Raw genomic sequence first — 15,840 nt, forward strand, 5'->3', positions numbered from 1 at the left:
ACAGCAAGTGCTGGGGGCAGACCCGTCGGGTCTGACCCCGGATTTTGCCCTTGGGGTTGATAAGGACTTTTTATGAAAACCATCCAGGGCCCGGCCATCTTCCTGGCCCAGTTTCTCGGCGACGAGCCGCCGTTTGACTCGCTCGAGCACCTGGCGCAATGGGCGGCCGGCCTGGGCTACAAGGGCTTGCAGCTGCCCACGGCGCCGCGCCTGTTCGACCTGGAGCAGGCGGCGGCCAGCCAGCAATATTGCGACGACGTGAAAGCCCTGCTGGCGCGCCACGGCTTGCAGGTGACGGAATTGTCGACGCACTTGCAGGGCCAGCTGATCGCCGTGCATCCCGCGTATGACGCGCTGTTCGACGGCTTCGCGCCCGAGCACGTGCGCGGCGACTCGGCCGCCCGCACGGCCTGGGCCACGCAGCAGCTGCTGTGGGCGGCCAGCGCCTCGCAGCGCCTGGGCCTCACGGCGCACGTGACGTTTTCCGGCGCGCTGGCCTGGCCGTATCTGTATCCGTGGCCGCAGCGCCCGGCGGGCCTGGTGGAAACGGCGTTCGCGGAACTGGCCCGGCGCTGGCTGCCCATCCTCGACGCGTTCGACGCGGCCGGCGTGGACCTTTGCTATGAACTGCATCCGGGCGAGGATTTGCACGACGGCGTGACGTTCGAGCGCTTCCTGGCCGCCGTCAACGATCATCCGCGCGCGTCCATCTTGTACGACCCCAGCCACTTCGTGCTGCAGCAGCTCGATTACCTCGCTTTCATCGACATTTATCATGCGCGCATCAAGGCCTTCCATGTGAAAGATGCGGAATTCCGGCCCAATGGGCGCCAGGGCGTGTATGGCGGCTATGGCGACTGGCAAGACCGGGCCGGGCGCTTCCGCTCGCTGGGCGATGGGCAGATCGACTTCAAGGCGATTTTCTCGAAGCTGGCGCAATACGACTTTCCAGGCTGGGCCGTGCTGGAATGGGAATGCTGTCTGAAACATCCGGAAGATGGGGCGGCCGAAGGGGCGCGTTTCATCCGCGAGCACATCATCCACGTGGCCGAACGCGCGTTCGACGATTTCGCCGGCAGCGCGGTGGACCAGGAGCAAATTCATCACTTGCTTGGCTTGAAATAGGGAGACGACATGCAGCGACGCTTACGGCTGGGCATGGTAGGGGGCGGGCAGGGCGCATTCATCGGCGCCGTGCACCGCATCGCGGCGCGCATCGACGATCAATATGCACTGGTGGCGGGCGCCCTGTCGTCCGACCCGCAGCGCGCGCGTGACAGCGGCGCCGCGCTGCACCTGGCACCCGAGCGCAGCTATTGCGATTACCGCGCCATGGCGCAGGCCGAAAGCCAGCGCGCGGATGGTATCGAGGCCGTGGCCATCGTCACGCCGAATCACTTGCACGCGCCCGTCGCCACGGCGTTCCTGCAAGCGGGCATTCACGTGATCTGCGACAAGCCGCTAGGAATATCTCTGGCGGAGGGCCAGGCGCTGGCGGCGCTGGCGCAACAGAAAAATGTGCTGTTTGCGCTCACGCATACCTACAGCGGTTATCCGCTGCTGCGCCACGCGAAAGCCATGGTCGAGGCGGGCGAGATCGGCGCGCTGCGCCTCGTGCAAGTCGAGTATTCGCAGGACTGGCTGGCCGATGCGATCGCGGCAGGCGGCATGAACGAAGGCAACTGGCATAACGACCCGCACAAGGCGGGGCCGGGCGGTACCCTGCTCGACGTGGGCTTGCACGCGTATCACCTGGCGCAATTCGTCAGCGGACTCACGCCGCATGCCGTGCTGGCGGAATTGTCCACTTTTGTTCCGCACCGTACACTGGACGATCACGTGCAGGTGATGCTGCGCTACGCCAACGGGGCCAAGGGTACCCTGTGGGCCAGCCAGGTGGCGACGGGCTGTGAAAACACGGTGCGATTGCGCCTGTTCGGCAGCAAGGCGCAGCTGGACTTTGACCAGGAACAACCGAATGCGCTGTGGTGTACGCCGCAGGGCGGCAACCGCCAGCTCTTGCGTCCGGGGCGGGTCGACAGCGCGGCGGCGCGCCATGCCACGCGCGTGCCGGCTGGCCATCCGGAAGGCTATCTGGAAGCGTTCGCCCAGCTGTACCTGGACGCGGCCTTGCATATCCGCGCGTTGCAATCGGGCTTGCCCGTGCCGGAAGCGGCGCGCTGGCTGCCCACCGTCACCGATGGCGTGGCGGGCCTGGCCTTTGCCGAGGCCGTGCTGCGCAGCCATGCGGCGGGCGCGCAGTGGACGACCTTGGCAAGCTGACTGTTACACTGGGCGCATGAGCGCGCCCTTGACCATCACCACCTTTACCATCACCATCGTCCCGCAAGGCTGGCAATTCACGGCCGACGCGGGCACGACGCTCCTGGCCGCCGCCGAGCTGGCCGGCATCCGCCTGCTCAGTTCCTGCCGCAACGGCACTTGCCGTACCTGCCTCTGTCACATGCCCGAAGGAAAGATACGCTACACGGTGGACTGGCCCGGCATCAGCCCCGATGAACGGCTCGACGGCTACATCCTGCCCTGCGTGGCCGTGGCCGAGAGCGATCTCACGGTGCAGGCGCGTGCCGTGCACACGGGCGCCTGACTCAGAAGGGCTTGCCGCCCTTCAGACGCTGCAGCAGCGCGTCCACGCTGTCGCTCACGGGCAAGCCGTGGCGGCGCAGCAGCTGCACGTGCAGTACCAGGTTTTCCAGCACCAGCTTGGCCGCCACGGCCAGCAGGGCCAGGTTGCGGTCTTCCGGGCTGAAGCTTTCCATCGCATCGGCCATCTCGCACAGGTGGTTGGCGATCAGTCCGCGCAATTCCTGCTCGTCGAAAGGCAGGTCGGCAAAATCGATGGGATCGGCCACTTCCACTTCCTGCATCAGCACCGCTAGTTCTTCCGGGGTAATCGTCATGCCTGGCCTCCTTGTGTGCTTGGCCCTATTTTAGGGCATGCGCCATTGTATCGTCGGCAAAGCGGACGAGAATGAGTCGAGGCCCATGACGTCGAAGGCAGCATGGCGCACTCGCATTTTACGCAGCAACTGGCACGTTTCCTGGACGCTCCCACGGTGGACGTGGACGTGGCCGCGCCGCGCCTGCGCGGCTACATGCGTCGACGACGCCTTGCGGCCTGACAGTCAAGTCGATATCTGCAGGCACTTTCTGGAGGTCAAGCATGGGACCAGGCAGGGCTCAACGCGCCTATCTCGGCACCCGCAAGGGGCTGTTCCAGTTCGATGTCGATGCGGCCGGCGCCTGGTATTCGAGCGACGCGGGCGAGCATTGGCAGACCATCTCTGCCCACTTGCCGCCCGTTTATGCCGTCTGTTTTGCCACGCCGTAGTAGCACAGGAAGATATCGACGGCCAGTTCCACCACTTCGCGCCGGCGTGCCGGGCCCAGCAGAGGTTCACCGAGGGTGATCTGTGGCCAGAATGCAAAGGTTTTTAATGGCGACATCAGCAGGTGCGCCACTTCCACCGTCTCGCCCGCCTTGATGCGTCCATCTTGCTGCGCCGCGCGGATCCAGAGATACAGGCCCGTTTCCTTTTCATTCAGGCGCGCCACCATCGCTTGCGCGCGCGCGGGCGAGTGGATGGTTTCGCCAAAGATCACGCGCGCCAGGTCGATGAATGCCGGGTCGCACAGCAAGCCCATTTTCTGCTCGACCAGGGCCAGCACCTGCGGGCGCAGCGGCTGGTCCGCAAGATAAGGTACGGCGGGCTGGGCCACGCTGCTTTCCCACATGCGCCGCAGGATTTCCGCGAACAACTCGTCCTTGCTGGGGAAATGGTTGTACACGGTGCGCTTGGAAACGGCGGCCGTGGCGGCGATCCTGTCCATGCTGGTCGCGTCAAAACCGTGCTCGCGGAACTCGGCGATGGCGGCATCGACGATGGCGACGCGCTTGCGGTCGGTGAGGCGTTGCGGTGCGGCCATGGCGGGAAATCTCCTTTGAAAACAATATTTTACACCTCCTGGTTTACTTTGCCCGGAATAGGAACTACACTGTGTAGTGTAATTTAATCCTTGTGTTTTATTGACCGGATCGCATATGCACCGCATCTTATTCTTGGGAGTCCTGATCATCATGAGTTCTTGCACTTTGCGCGCGGCGCCTGTCACGCCGACTGAATCGCCACAACGCCAGGACGGCAAGTTTCGCAATCCCGTGCAGATGCACAAGCTGGGCACGGCAGCCACGCTCAAGCTGATGTGGACCTTCTTCTTTGACAAGCCCGACAGCACAGTGCCGGCCGCTGCCGTGCCCGTGCAAGCCTTGACCCAGGCGCAATTGCTGGCCGCGCCCGACAACAGCCTGTTTCGCCTCGGTCACTCGACCCTGCTGCTGAAACTGAACAAGGAATTCTTCCTCACCGATCCCGTGTTTTCCGAGCGTGCCTCGCCGGTGCAATGGGCGGGTCCGAAGCGTTTTCACCAGCCGCCCATCAGCATCGCTGACTTGCCGCCGATCAAGGCCGTCATCCTGTCGCATGACCATTACGACCACCTCGACCATGCCGCCGTGCTGCAACTGGCCGCCAAGACCGAGCATTTTGTTGCGCCGCTGGGCGTGGGCGATACCCTGCTTGCCTGGGGCGTGCCGGCTGCCAAGGTGCGGCAATTCGACTGGTGGCAGGGCACCACGATTGCCGGCGTGAAACTCGTCGCCACGCCCTCGCAGCATTTCTCGGGACGCGGCTTGTTTGATGGCAATCAAACCCTGTGGGCGTCGTGGGTCATCGACGCGCCGGACGTGCGCGTGTTTTTCAGCGGCGACTCCGGCTATTTCGACGGTTTCAAGCAGATCGGCGACAAGTACGGCCCGTTTGATGTGACCATGATCGAGACGGGTGCGTATGACAAGTTGTGGCCGGACGTGCACATGCAGCCGGAAGAAACCCTGCAAGCCCACCTGGACGTGCGCGGCAAGTGGCTGATGCCCGTGCATAACGGCACCTTTGACCTGGGGCTGCACGCCTGGCATGAACCGTTCGACCGCATCACGGGGCTGGCGGCCAAGCAGGGTGTGCACCTGGCCACGCCGCAGATGGGCGAGACGGTCGACCTGACGCAACCGCAGAAGGGGAATAAGTGGTGGCTGGCGATGCTGGAAGAGGAAATGGCCCGGTAAAGCTGGTTCAGGCCGTCACGTTGATCAGGCGGCCCAGGGTCTGGCCATAGCTGTTCAGCTGGGGCGTGCTTTTCGGCGTGGCGGGGAGCGCTTGCTGCGGCACGGCCAGCTTGATCGCCTGATCCAGTTGCGGCGCCTTCACGGCGGCTGGGGCATCGGCCTGGGCTTGCTGGCTGCTGCGCTGCGTCTGGCTCAGCGACTCCTGTTCCCGCGCCAGCGACTGGCGGCTTTGCGCCAGTTGCTCCTTGTCGCGCTGTACCTGGTTCTGGCCTTGCTCGACCCGGCGTTGCGCCGTGGCCAGCGAGGCTTGCAGATTGTTGACGGACGTTAGCGTGACCACATTGTTCACCTTTGAGAAAGTATGTCCAGGCGTGCGCAGAAGAGGAAGAATGCAGGCCGGGGGGCGCGACATGTCTGCAGGTAATCTTCACCTGAATCAAGAGTAGGACAAATTCTCGCATAGTTCCAGCTAATTATGTTTTCTTGATAATTTTATCGTGTGCGCCCTGTGTTGCCGAACTGGCATGACGACGATGGCGATGCGATGCTCAAAGTGAGTGCACGCTTCGGCTACTTGCCTTTTCCTTTCTGCCATGGCCGATGCCGCGCTGCGAAGATGGCGGGACGGGTCACATTCAAAGCATTGTTTTTTAAATAGTCAATGTGTTGTTGTTTTTCTACCATGACGACGCACGGTAATGCGCGGCCTGCTTGGCGCTCTGGGCTATAATTGACGACCAGAGTTGGTTTTTTTTGCCATACAGACAGGTCGTTAACACATGAATCTCAAGAGCCTCGCAATTGCCCTCGGCATGTCGAAAACGACAGTCAGCAGGGCGTTGAACGGCTATCCGGAAGTCAATTCCCGCACCCGTGAAATCGTCCTGGCCGCCGCCAAGAAAGTCGGCTACCGGCCCAACCCGCTGGCGCGCAGCCTGGCCGTCGGCCGTACCAATGTGCTGGGCATGATCTATCCCCTGCTGCCCAGCGACCTGGGCGACAGCGTCTTTCTTTCCGTGGTCAATGGCATGTCGGACGCCGTGGAAGCGTCGAAGATGAGTCTCATCATCGCCCCCGTGTCGCCGCAGAACGAACAGCCCTCGTATGAAACCATGGTGCGCGGGCGCCAGGTCGATGGCCTGGTGGTGGGCCGCACCAAGGTGGTCGACGAGCGCATCGCCTACCTGACGAAGGTGGGCTTTCCGTTTGTCGCGAATGGCCGCACGCGCATCGACGCGCCGTACGCGTATTTTGATTACGACAACGACACCGGCATCGACCTGGCCGTGTCCTTCCTGGCGGCGCATGGCCACCAGCGCATCGCCCTGCTGAGCGCGCCGCTGGACTTGCATTTCGCCTATGAGCGCAAGGAAAGCTTTATCCGCTGCATGGCGCAGGCGGGGTTGCCGCTGGACCCCCACTATCTGCTCGACAATACTTTTGATCGCCGCAGCGGCTACCAGGCCATGCAGCAATTGCTGGCCTGTTCGCCCCGTCCCACGGCCGTCATCGTCGACAACCACCTGTCCGGCGTGGGCGTGGTGCGCGCGCTGATGGATGCGGGCATCGAGATCGGCAAGGAAATCTCCGTCATCGTCTGGGGCAATGTGGAAGACACCTTGATCGGCATCAACGTCACCACCATCGACCAGCCCGACCTGCGCCGCGCCGGCGCCAAGATGGTGGAAATGCTGCAATCCTTGCTGGCCGGCACGCCGCCGGAACGGTTGCAGGAAATCTGGCAACCGGTGTTGTTGCCGGGAGCGACCGTGGGGCGTTGCGCGGATTGAATCAGCATGTATTGCAAGTCCGGGACTCGCCCCGGACTTGGTTCTACGGTATCTAATGCTATCTCTTACGCTGTTTTCTCGGCATCTTCCGCAGGCAAATGCATCAGGACGGTAGCCTTCAATTGTTCTGCATGGGTGTACAGATCGTCTAGGCTGGCAATGGGGAACTTTTCCTCTTCCCTCTTTTGATTGAACAGGCCAACGGCAAGTTTTTCAGTATTGTTGAAGCGTAGGCGGCAAACTGGCTTACGATTATTGTCGTCTAATAAGATTGCACAGTAACTCTGCGAATCACGCATGACAATGCGGCGCGAACTGACAACACCGCGCAGTATCGCGCGGATGATGTGCAATCCTTCGATCTCTTCTGGTGTCGTGATGATCGGGTTTTCAACGACACCTTCAGGAGGAATGACTGGCGCCAGTTCTTGTGCCGGCGATGATTCCGGCGTCATTGCACCCTTGAGGCGATCATTGATGCGCTCCCCCAATAATTGCTCAAATGCCCGTTTAGTAATGACGGTAAATTGATCTTTGACAGCGGGTGTAAAGCGCTTTCCTCCGAGTAAATCTGATGACAGTATTTTTACAAATTCTTCGGAGGGATTGAGTGTCCATTCTGCCAGGCGATTCTGGATGGCACGCGTATATTTTAGATCGTTCGCTGTCGTCAATATGGTATCGACGTCGAATTGGGATTTTGCAAATTTCTTGAGTTCATCCACATCCCGCTCTTTGAAGTCCAGAATATTAAACTCAAAGAAGGGTTTTTCGTCCATCTTGTTGGGTTGCTCAAGGTCGGTGAAGAATTTATAGGTAAGTCCATTTGTCAAGACACCGAATCGTGCTGCGGTGACATGGAAATATCTGAACAACTGCCCAGCATGATTGATGCTCAGGTCTCCACCACTTTTCTTGCATTCGAAGAGAATAATTGGCTTGCCATCACTGAGAATTGCATAATCGACCTTCTCTCCTTTTTTTGTGCCCACATCGGCAATTAATTCTGGTGTCACTTCCGTGGGATCGAATACGTTGTAGCCCAACATCTGGATGAAAGGCATGATCATCGCGTTTTTTGTGGCTTCCTCCGTTTGGATCATATCCTTGGTCGTTGCGATTCGGGAGGCAAGTGCTCTGAGTTGGTCGATTAAATCCATTGCTTTTCCTATGACGTGGGTAGAAATGCGTGAACGTACTCGTTCCTGTTGACGTACAGAATGAACGAATAAGTTTTGCACGAATTTCATCTTTATGGCAATGAAAATCGAATTTTATGAAAAAGGAAAATTCAGAGAAAAATTATGAGACGATTTAGATAACGTAAATGAAATTATTTTTATTGAAAATATGAACAATTTAATATTTCTTGAAAAGCCGCCATCACGAGTCCTATTGGGATTGGCGAAGGCAATCAGATGCTCGATAAGCCGCTCTTTATTGCCAGACAGGCTCAGCTTCCAATCCAGTTCATTGATCTCATGCGGCACTGGGTCGCGACTGGATTTAAGCAACGATATTGCCTGGATGACCCAATGTATTGTCATGTGATTGTAAGTGACTGATTTTTATGGTTAATTTGTGTTTGTCGTTTTTCTGGTGTGATAAAAAATGTACAGGCTTGAATAAAAATGCGCTATGCCGGCAGTGTGTACTGCTGCCGACATAGCGCATCGTGAATCAAGTGCTGTAGCTTAGAGTCTTAGGCCGCGCGCTTGCTTCCATCAGCCAGTACCGCCAGCAATCGCGCCTTGTCCTGGCGATACGTGGCGACGGCGGCTTCCTTGACGTGGCCGAAGCCGCGGATTTTTTCGGGCAAGGATGCCAGTTCCACACAGGTGGCCAGGTTCTCCGCCGTCAGCTTGACCAGCAGTCCCGCCAGCAGTTCGCGGTATTCGACGATCAGCGCGCGTTCCATCTTGCGCTCGGCTGTATAACCGAAGAGGTCGAAGCTGCTGCCGCGCAAGCCCTTGGCTTTCGCCAGCAGCTTGAAGGCGCGCCACATCCAGGAACCGAACTCCGCTTTCACCAGATGCCCTTTCGCATCCTTTTTCGCGAACAGCGGCGGCGCCAGGTTGAATTTCACGGAGAAATTCCCCTCGAACTGCTGCTGCAATTGCTCCACGAAACGGCCATCCGTGTACAGGCGCGCCACTTCATACTCGTCCTTGTAGGCCAGCAATTTGAAGTAGTTTTTCGCCACGGCCGTCGACAGTTTCTGGCCCAGTCCCAGGGTGTTTTCGCGGTCGCGCACCTGTTTCACCAACGTCAAATAGCCATCTGCATACGCGGCATTTTGATACGCGGTGAGGAACTCCACTCTTTTCTTGATGACGCTATCGAGGCTTTGCGGCAGCTGCACCAGGATCGCTTGCGACGGCGTGGCGATCTGCGTGACCTTGCGCACGTCGACGGCGGCGCGGCGGCCCCACAAAAAGCTCTTCTTGTTCGACTCGATGCCCACGCCATTGAGTTCGATGGCGCGCAGCAGCGCCGCTTGCGTCAGCGGGATGCGGCCCTTTTGCCAGGCGTAGCCGAGCATGAACAGGTTGGCGGCAATCGAGTCGCCCATCAGCGCGGTAGCCAGTTTTGTGGCGTCGATGAAGTCGGCCGCGTCCGCGCCGCCCACGGATTCCTCGATCAGCTGGCGCACTTCCGCCGTTGGATATTGCCAGTCGGCATTCTGCGCAAACGTGCCCGGCGGCTGTTCGTGCAGGTTGACGACGGCCAGGCTTCTACCAGGACGCATTTTCGACACGGCATCCTGCGCGCCGGCCGTCAGCATGTCGCAGCCTAAAATCAGGTCCGCTTCGCCCGTGGCGATGCGCTGCGCGCGGATGTGCGCAGGGGACTTGGCGATTTTCACGTGCGAGGTGACGGAACCGTTCTTTTGCGACATGCCCGTCATATCCAGCACGGACGCGCCCTTGCCTTCCAGGTGCGCTGCCATGCCCATCAGCGCGCCCACGGTGATGACGCCCGTGCCGCCGATGCCGTTGATCAGGATGTTGTACGGCGCGTCGCAGGCGGGTAATTGAGGTTCCGGCAGCGGGCCGAAGTTGTCCGTCTCGCCCGGCTTGCCAGCGCCCGTTTTTGTCTTCTTCAGGCTGCCGCCTTCGACGGTGACGAAGCTGGGGCAGAAACCCTTGGCGCACGAGTAATCCTTGTTGCACGAGGATTGGTCGATGGTGCGCTTGCGGCCAAATTCCGTTTCCTTCGGCAGGATCGAGACGCAGTTCGATTGCACGCCGCAGTCGCCGCAGCCTTCGCAGACGGCGTCGTTGATGACCATGCGTTTGGCCACGTCCGGATATTCGCCTTTTTTTCTTCTCCGGCGTTTCTCGGCGGCACAGGTCTGGTCGTAGATCAGCACGGACACGCCGGCTACTTCGCGCAATTCGCGCTGTACGGCGTCCATGTCCTTGCGGTCGTGCAAGGTCACGTGGGCGGGCAGGTTGCTGCGGTCGCTGTAGCGCGATAAATCTTCCGTGACCAGCGCGATGCGCGCGATGCCCTCGGCCGCCACCTGCTGCGCCATCATGGGCACGGTGATCAGGCCGTCAACGGGCTGGCCGCCCGTCATGGCGACGGCGTCGTTATACAGGATTTTGTAGGTGATGTTGACCTTGGCCGCCTGTGCGGCGCGGATGGCCAGATAGCCGGAATGGAAATACGTGCCGTCGCCCAGGTTCTGGAACACGTGCGGCAGCATGGAAAACGCGGCCTGGCCGATCCACGGCGCGCCTTCGCCACCCATGTGCGTGGTCAGCTTGTTCATTTCCGGGTAGATCGAGGTGGCCATCACGTGGCAGCCGATGCCGGCCAGCGCCAGGCTGCCGTCGGGCACCTTGGTCGAGGTGTTGTGCGGGCAACCGGAGCAGTAAAACGCGGGGCGGAACGGCGTATTCACGGCCTTTTTCAATACCGCATCCTTGGCGTCGAGGAAACTTAATCTCGCCTTGATCAGGTCGCAGGTGACGGGATCGGAAATCAGGCGCGCGATGCGGCTGGCGATGACCCGTGCCACTTGCGAGACGGAAAAGTCCGCCTTGGACGTGAGCAGCCATTCGCCGCGCGGCGCCACCCATTCGCCTTTTTCATCGAACTTGCCGATGACACGCGGACGCACATCGTCGCGCCAGTTGTACAGCTGCTCTTTTAATTGGTATTCGACGATCTGGCGTTTTTCTTCGACCACGAGAATTTCATCGAGACCTTGCGCGAATTCGCGCACGCTGTCCGGTTCCAGCGGCCACGGCATGGCCACCTTGAACAGCCGCATGCCGACCTCGGCCGCCATCTGTTCGTCGATGCCCAGCTCTTCCAGCGCTTCGAGCACGTCCAGGTAAGACTTGCCGGAGGCGATGATGCCCAGCTTGGCGTTCGGGCTGTCGATGGTGGTGTGGTTGAGCTTGTTTTCGCGCGCGTAGGCCAGGGCTGCGTAGATCTTATAGTCCTGCATCAGCGCTTCCTGATTGCGCGCCTGCTGGCCCAGCGGGATGCTCGACAGGCGCGCGTTCAGGCCGCCTTCGGGCATGATGAAATCGTGCGGGATTTTGACTTCCACGCGGAACGGATCGGCGTCGATGGAGGCCGACGATTCGACCGTGTCGGCGAGTGCCTTGAAGGCCACCGTGCAGCCGGAAAAGCGCGACATGGCCCAGCCGTGGATGCCCAGGTCCAGGTATTCCTGCACATTGCACGGATACAAGACGGGGATCATCGAGGCGGAGAACAAATGGTCGGACTGGTGCGGCAGGGTCGATGAGTAGGCGCCATGGTCGTCGCCGGCCACCAGCAGCACGCCGCCCAATTTGGATGTGCCCGCATGGTTCATGTGCTTGAAGACATCGCCGCAGCGGTCCACGCCCGGACCCTTGCCGTACCACATGGCGAATACGCCGTCGTACTTGGCCGGGCCGATCAGGTCCACTTGCTGCGAACCCCAGACGGCGGTGGCAGCCAGGTCTTCGTTGACGCCGGGCACGAACTGCACGTGGTGCGCTTCCAGCTGTTTTTTCGCTTTCCACAGGTTTTCATCGAGGCCGCCCAGGGGCGAACCGCGATAGCCGGAGATGAAGCCGGCCGTGTTCAGGCCAGCGGCCTGGTCGCGCAGGCGCTGCATCATGGGCAGGCGCACGAGGGCCTGGATGCCCGACAGGAAGATGGCGCCGGAAGTGGCCGTGTATTTGTCGTCGAGGCTGACGCTGGTCAAACGGGAAGTGTCGGGGGGTGTAGATGGCGCGGCACCGGCGTTTCTCACGAACGCTGCGGAGCCGTTTTCCGTGGTCACGGACATGGCTGTCTCCAAAAGGGTGTTTCAGATAACGGCTGTACAAGGAGCGCACCCGGTAAGGCGCGCGCTGTGCAGACGGGATGGCCGCGTATGGGCGGCACATAACTATTTTAAATTTAAAATAGTTAATGTGGTCAGTGTAGAACGACTGCGGGGAAGGGGCAAATACGCTTTGACGATGGGGGTATAAGAAATACTTATGCCATGGGTGAGAGCACGTGTGCCCCCACCCAGCGCCCGCTGCCGCACAGCTCGGCGGCCACTTGCAGCACGAGCTGCTTCACGGCGTTGCCCGCATTCGTCAGGGGAATGTTTTTTGATGCACACAGGGCCACCGTGCGCGACAGCACGGGGCTGTGGATGGCATAGCTGCGCATGGCGCCGCTGTCGAGTTCGGCCAGCAGGGGGGCGGCCGGCAAGATGGTGGCGCCCATGCCGGCCAGGATGGCCGATTTCAGGATGGCGATCGAGTTGATCTCGATCACGTTCGCCGTTTCCAGGCCCAGTTCGCGCGCGCGGCTGTCGATGCGCGGGCGCACGCCATGCTGCAGACCCGGCAGGATCAGGGTGGCGCTCAACGCTTGCGGGAACGACACGGCATGGCCGGCGGGCGCGAACGGCGAATCGCTGCGGCAGATAAAACGCATTTCTTCTTCCACCAGGGGGCTGCAGGCAAAGGGCGTGAGTTGGCCATCGTCGAACAGCACGGCCAGGTTGATGCGGCCCGATCTGAGCTGTTCATTGAGGTTGCCCGTGATTTCTTCCGTCAGTTGCAGGGTGATCTCGGGGTAGCGTTCGCGCGCGGCCAGCAGCAGGGGCAGGGCCAGCGCGCCGGAGATACTGTGCGGCAAGCCCAGGGTGACATTGCCGGACGGGCGCGAGGCGCTTTGCGTGACGGCCGAGCGGGCGTCGGCCACCTGTTTCAGGATCGCTTGCGCGTGTTCGTAAAATACCTTGCCCGCGTCCGTGCTGAGCACGCCCTGGGCCGAGCGGTGCAGCAGCTGTACCCCCAGTTCTTCTTCCAGCTGGCGCAGCTGCTGCGTCAGGGCCGGCTGCGCCACATGCAGGACCAGGGCCGCGCGCGACAGCGAGCCGTGGTCAACGATGGCAACAAAGTAACGTAATTGGCGCAGTTCCATGGGTCCCAAGAGCGGTGCGTTGAGGGTGCGGTGAGCGGAAAAAAAGGGTGTTGCGCCGCAGCGCCGAACGCGGCCAGCAGAATAACAATTTTGTTATACTCATTCTAGCGCCTTCGGTGCTCCAGACGCGTACTTGTGGGATGACAGCATGCTCAAGAAAGTTGATTCGTCTCAATTAAAAGTGGGCATGTATGTCCACGACCTCAGCTGTGACTGGATGACCCATCCGTTCGTGCGCAACCGTTTCCTGTTGCGCAGCGACGATGAAATCCGCAAGATCGTGCAAGCCGGCATCCACGACGTGGTGATCGACAGCGGCAAGGGCCTCGATGTGCAGGATGCGCCTACCGTGGCGCAGGCGCGGGCCGAGACGGAACGCGAACTGGTGCAGATCGCCGCGGCGGCGCCGCAGGTGGTCACGCGCGTTTCGCTGGGCATGGAACTGGCGCGCGCCACGCAGGTGCGGCGGCAGGCATCGAGCCTGGTGCGCACGGTGATGGCCGATGTCCGCCTGGGCAAGGCCGTCGAGATCGACCGCGTGCAGCACACGGTGCAAGATATTACCGAATCGATTCTGCGCAATCCCGGCGCCCTCGTCGGCTTGTTGCGCATCAAGAACAAGGACGACTACACCTTCCTGCACTCCGTCAGCGTGTGCGCGCTGCTGGTGGCGTTTTGCCGCTCGCGGGGCGTCGATGGCGCCACCACGCACCAGGCCGGCCTGGGCGGCTTGCTGCACGACACAGGCAAGGCGCTGGTGCCCGATAGCGTGCTGAACAAACCAGGTCCCCTGACGCCGGAAGAATTTTCTCTGATCAAGCGCCATCCGCGCGATGGCTACGATATCCTGTGCCGCTCGCCGGAGCTGGGCGCCATACCCCTCGACATCGCCTTGCACCACCATGAGCGGCGCGACGGCAGCGGCTACCCCGATCATCTGGCCGGTGACGCCATCAGCGAGCTGGCGCAGATGGCTGCCATCGTCGACGTGTATGACGCGCTGACGTCCGACCGCAGCTACCACAAGGGCATCGCCGCCGCCGAAGCCCTGCGCAAGATTTATGAATGGAGCAAATTCCATTTCAACCCCGTGTTCGCGCAGGACTTCATGCGCTGCGTGGGGATCTATCCGGTCGGTACCATGGTCATGCTGGAATCGGGCCGCCTGGCCGTCGTCATCGAAGCGCACGAGAGCAATCTGCTGGCGCCGAAGGTGAATGTGTTTTTCAGTACGAAGAGCAATGCCTACATCAAGCCCGAGACAGTCGACCTGTCGCGCGGCTTCGGCTTCGGCGGCGGCGACAAGATCGTCGGCCATGAGTCGGCTGCCAAGTGGCAAGTCGATCCCATGCGCTTTTTATCGCTGGCGGATGCCTAGAAGAATTCCGCCGTATCGTTCGAGGTGACGGTCGTCAATAAACCTTTCGCTACCAGCTCGTCGTAATGGCAAGCCAGGTTGCGGCCATGGCTTTTCGCGTAGTACAGGGCCTGGTCGGCGCGGCCGAGGATGATGACGGGCGCCTCGTAGGCGTTGATGCTGACGAAGCCCACGCTGACGGTGACTCTGCCCACTTGCGGGAAGTCGTGCGTTTCGACATTGGTGCGGAAGCGGTCGATGATCTTCTGCGCATTTTCCAGGGTGATCGAGCGCAGCAGCACGACGAATTCCTCGCCGCCGAAGCGGAAGATGCGGTCTTGCGAGCGGAACGACGATTGCAGCTGGTTGGCGATCAGGATCAGCACTTCATCGCCATACAGGTGGCCAAACTTATCGTTAACCAATTTGAAATGATCGACATCGATCACGGCCAGCCATTGCCGCTCCGTGTCCGTATGGTGGCGCCGCTCTTCATCGATGGGAAGCGGCTTGTCCGCTTCCGGTTCGCCGCGGCTGTGCAGGATTTTCGCCAGTTGATCGTCGAAGGTCTTGCGATTCAATAAGCCGGTGAGCGAATCGCGTTCGCTGTAGTCGAGCAGGTTCTGGAAATTGCGGTACACGCTGACGATGCCGCCGATCACCTGGATGGTGGCGCCCGTGTAGGGCGTGGGGTTGGTGATTTCCAGGCAGGTGGTGACCTGGTCGCCGATCCAGATGGGCAGCCACAGCAGGTGGCGGCCGTCGGCGCACAGGGTGTCGGCGCTCGCTTCATGGCGCTTGATGCAGGCGGCCAGGGCCGGGTAGTCGGACAGCGGTTCGCCTGGCAGGGTAGGGTCGTTATGCTCTTCCATGCGGGCCACGCTGCCCGCCACGATGATGGCCCGCGACCGCACGAACACCTGGCCACGCACGCTGGTCAGTGCCAGCACACGGGTTTGCGACGCGGCAGCGAGCTCTTGAACCGCCGAGATCACGGAGATGTCGAGCATCGTGTGGTCGCGGTGCCCGGTCATGTCCACCATGTGTTTCAGTAGGGAATCCATTGTCGTTCTCTGGAAAGTAGTCACACAAGTGTCGTCATCGCAGCATTGCAT

General features: G+C 60.7%; 14 protein-coding genes. 7 read left to right on the plus strand and 7 right to left on the minus strand.

The genetic code is table 11. The features are described 5' to 3' along the window. Positions 1-72: 72 nt before the first annotated feature. Genes ACP7DW_RS10120 through ACP7DW_RS10130 form a run of 3 tightly spaced genes read left to right on the plus strand, consistent with a single transcriptional unit; the run spans position 73 to position 2,608 of the window. Positions 73-1,125, plus strand: coding sequence for a sugar phosphate isomerase/epimerase family protein (locus ACP7DW_RS10120; RefSeq protein WP_426055075.1), 1,053 nt, complete (start codon positions 73-75; stop codon positions 1,123-1,125). A gap of 9 nt (positions 1,126-1,134) precedes the next feature. Then, complete coding sequence (locus ACP7DW_RS10125) at positions 1,135-2,283, plus strand: Gfo/Idh/MocA family protein (RefSeq protein ID WP_426055074.1); 1,149 nt, start codon at positions 1,135-1,137, stop codon at positions 2,281-2,283. A 28-nt stretch (positions 2,284-2,311) separates the two neighbouring features. After that, the gene (locus ACP7DW_RS10130) at positions 2,312-2,608 is read left to right on the plus strand and encodes a 2Fe-2S iron-sulfur cluster-binding protein (protein ID WP_426055073.1); all 297 of its coding nucleotides are present in this window, start codon (positions 2,312-2,314) and stop codon (positions 2,606-2,608) included. 1 nt (position 2,609) lies between these two features. Here the strand turns inward: ACP7DW_RS10130 and ACP7DW_RS10135 are convergent, their stop codons facing one another. After that, positions 2,610-2,921, minus strand: coding sequence for a hypothetical protein (locus ACP7DW_RS10135; protein ID WP_426055072.1), 312 nt, complete (start codon positions 2,919-2,921; stop codon positions 2,610-2,612). Positions 2,922-3,184: 263 nt separating this feature from the next. On the opposite strand from ACP7DW_RS10135, the gene ACP7DW_RS10140 reads away from it, so the two are divergent. Continuing rightward, entirely contained in the window at positions 3,185-3,352 is a 168-nt protein-coding gene (locus tag ACP7DW_RS10140; protein WP_426055071.1) for a hypothetical protein, read from the plus strand. Here ACP7DW_RS10140 and ACP7DW_RS10145 read toward each other — a convergent pair. Then, on the minus strand, positions 3,325-3,948 hold the full coding sequence (locus tag ACP7DW_RS10145; protein WP_426055070.1) for a TetR/AcrR family transcriptional regulator: 624 nt from the start codon (positions 3,946-3,948) through the stop codon (positions 3,325-3,327). The two genes, ACP7DW_RS10140 and ACP7DW_RS10145, sit on opposite strands and share 28 nt — an antisense overlap. Before the next feature lie 151 nt (positions 3,949-4,099). Here ACP7DW_RS10145 and ACP7DW_RS10150 point away from each other — a divergent pair, with 151 nt between their 5' ends. Then, positions 4,100-5,143 (plus strand): MBL fold metallo-hydrolase, encoded by a 1,044-nt coding sequence (locus tag ACP7DW_RS10150; protein ID WP_426055069.1) that lies wholly within the window; start codon positions 4,100-4,102, stop codon positions 5,141-5,143. A gap of 7 nt (positions 5,144-5,150) precedes the next feature. On the opposite strand, the gene ACP7DW_RS10155 is transcribed toward ACP7DW_RS10150, so the two are convergent. Then, positions 5,151-5,483 (minus strand): hypothetical protein, encoded by a 333-nt coding sequence (locus ACP7DW_RS10155; RefSeq protein ID WP_071080179.1) that lies wholly within the window; start codon positions 5,481-5,483, stop codon positions 5,151-5,153. Between the two features lie 439 nt (positions 5,484-5,922). On the opposite strand from ACP7DW_RS10155, the gene ACP7DW_RS10160 reads away from it, so the two are divergent. Then, the gene (locus tag ACP7DW_RS10160; RefSeq protein WP_426055068.1) at positions 5,923-6,933 is read left to right on the plus strand and encodes a substrate-binding domain-containing protein; all 1,011 of its coding nucleotides are present in this window, start codon (positions 5,923-5,925) and stop codon (positions 6,931-6,933) included. Between the two features lie 65 nt (positions 6,934-6,998). Here the strand turns inward: ACP7DW_RS10160 and ACP7DW_RS10165 are convergent, their stop codons facing one another. The 3 genes from ACP7DW_RS10165 to ACP7DW_RS10175 form a co-directional block, all read right to left on the minus strand. Continuing rightward, positions 6,999-8,093 (minus strand): type I restriction endonuclease, encoded by a 1,095-nt coding sequence (locus ACP7DW_RS10165; RefSeq protein ID WP_426055067.1) that lies wholly within the window; start codon positions 8,091-8,093, stop codon positions 6,999-7,001. A gap of 542 nt (positions 8,094-8,635) precedes the next feature. Then, positions 8,636-12,232, minus strand: a complete 3,597-nt coding sequence (locus ACP7DW_RS10170) for an indolepyruvate ferredoxin oxidoreductase family protein (RefSeq protein ID WP_426055066.1) — start codon at positions 12,230-12,232, stop codon at positions 8,636-8,638. Between the two features lie 194 nt (positions 12,233-12,426). Further along, positions 12,427-13,368, minus strand: coding sequence for a LysR substrate-binding domain-containing protein (locus tag ACP7DW_RS10175; protein WP_426055065.1), 942 nt, complete (start codon positions 13,366-13,368; stop codon positions 12,427-12,429). A 148-nt stretch (positions 13,369-13,516) separates the two neighbouring features. On the opposite strand from ACP7DW_RS10175, the gene ACP7DW_RS10180 reads away from it, so the two are divergent. Then, a complete protein-coding gene (locus tag ACP7DW_RS10180) occupies positions 13,517-14,746 on the plus strand; it encodes an HD-GYP domain-containing protein (RefSeq protein WP_426055064.1) in 1,230 nt (409 codons plus the stop codon). Here ACP7DW_RS10180 and ACP7DW_RS10185 read toward each other — a convergent pair. Beyond that, a complete protein-coding gene (locus tag ACP7DW_RS10185; RefSeq protein ID WP_426055063.1) occupies positions 14,743-15,789 on the minus strand; it encodes a GGDEF domain-containing protein in 1,047 nt (348 codons plus the stop codon). The genes ACP7DW_RS10180 and ACP7DW_RS10185 overlap by 4 nt on opposite strands. Positions 15,790-15,840 lie beyond the last annotated feature (51 nt).

The organism is Janthinobacterium sp. PSRC1-1, from assembly GCF_049897525.1.
Classification (GTDB): domain Bacteria; phylum Pseudomonadota; class Gammaproteobacteria; order Burkholderiales; family Burkholderiaceae_D; genus Janthinobacterium; species Janthinobacterium tructae.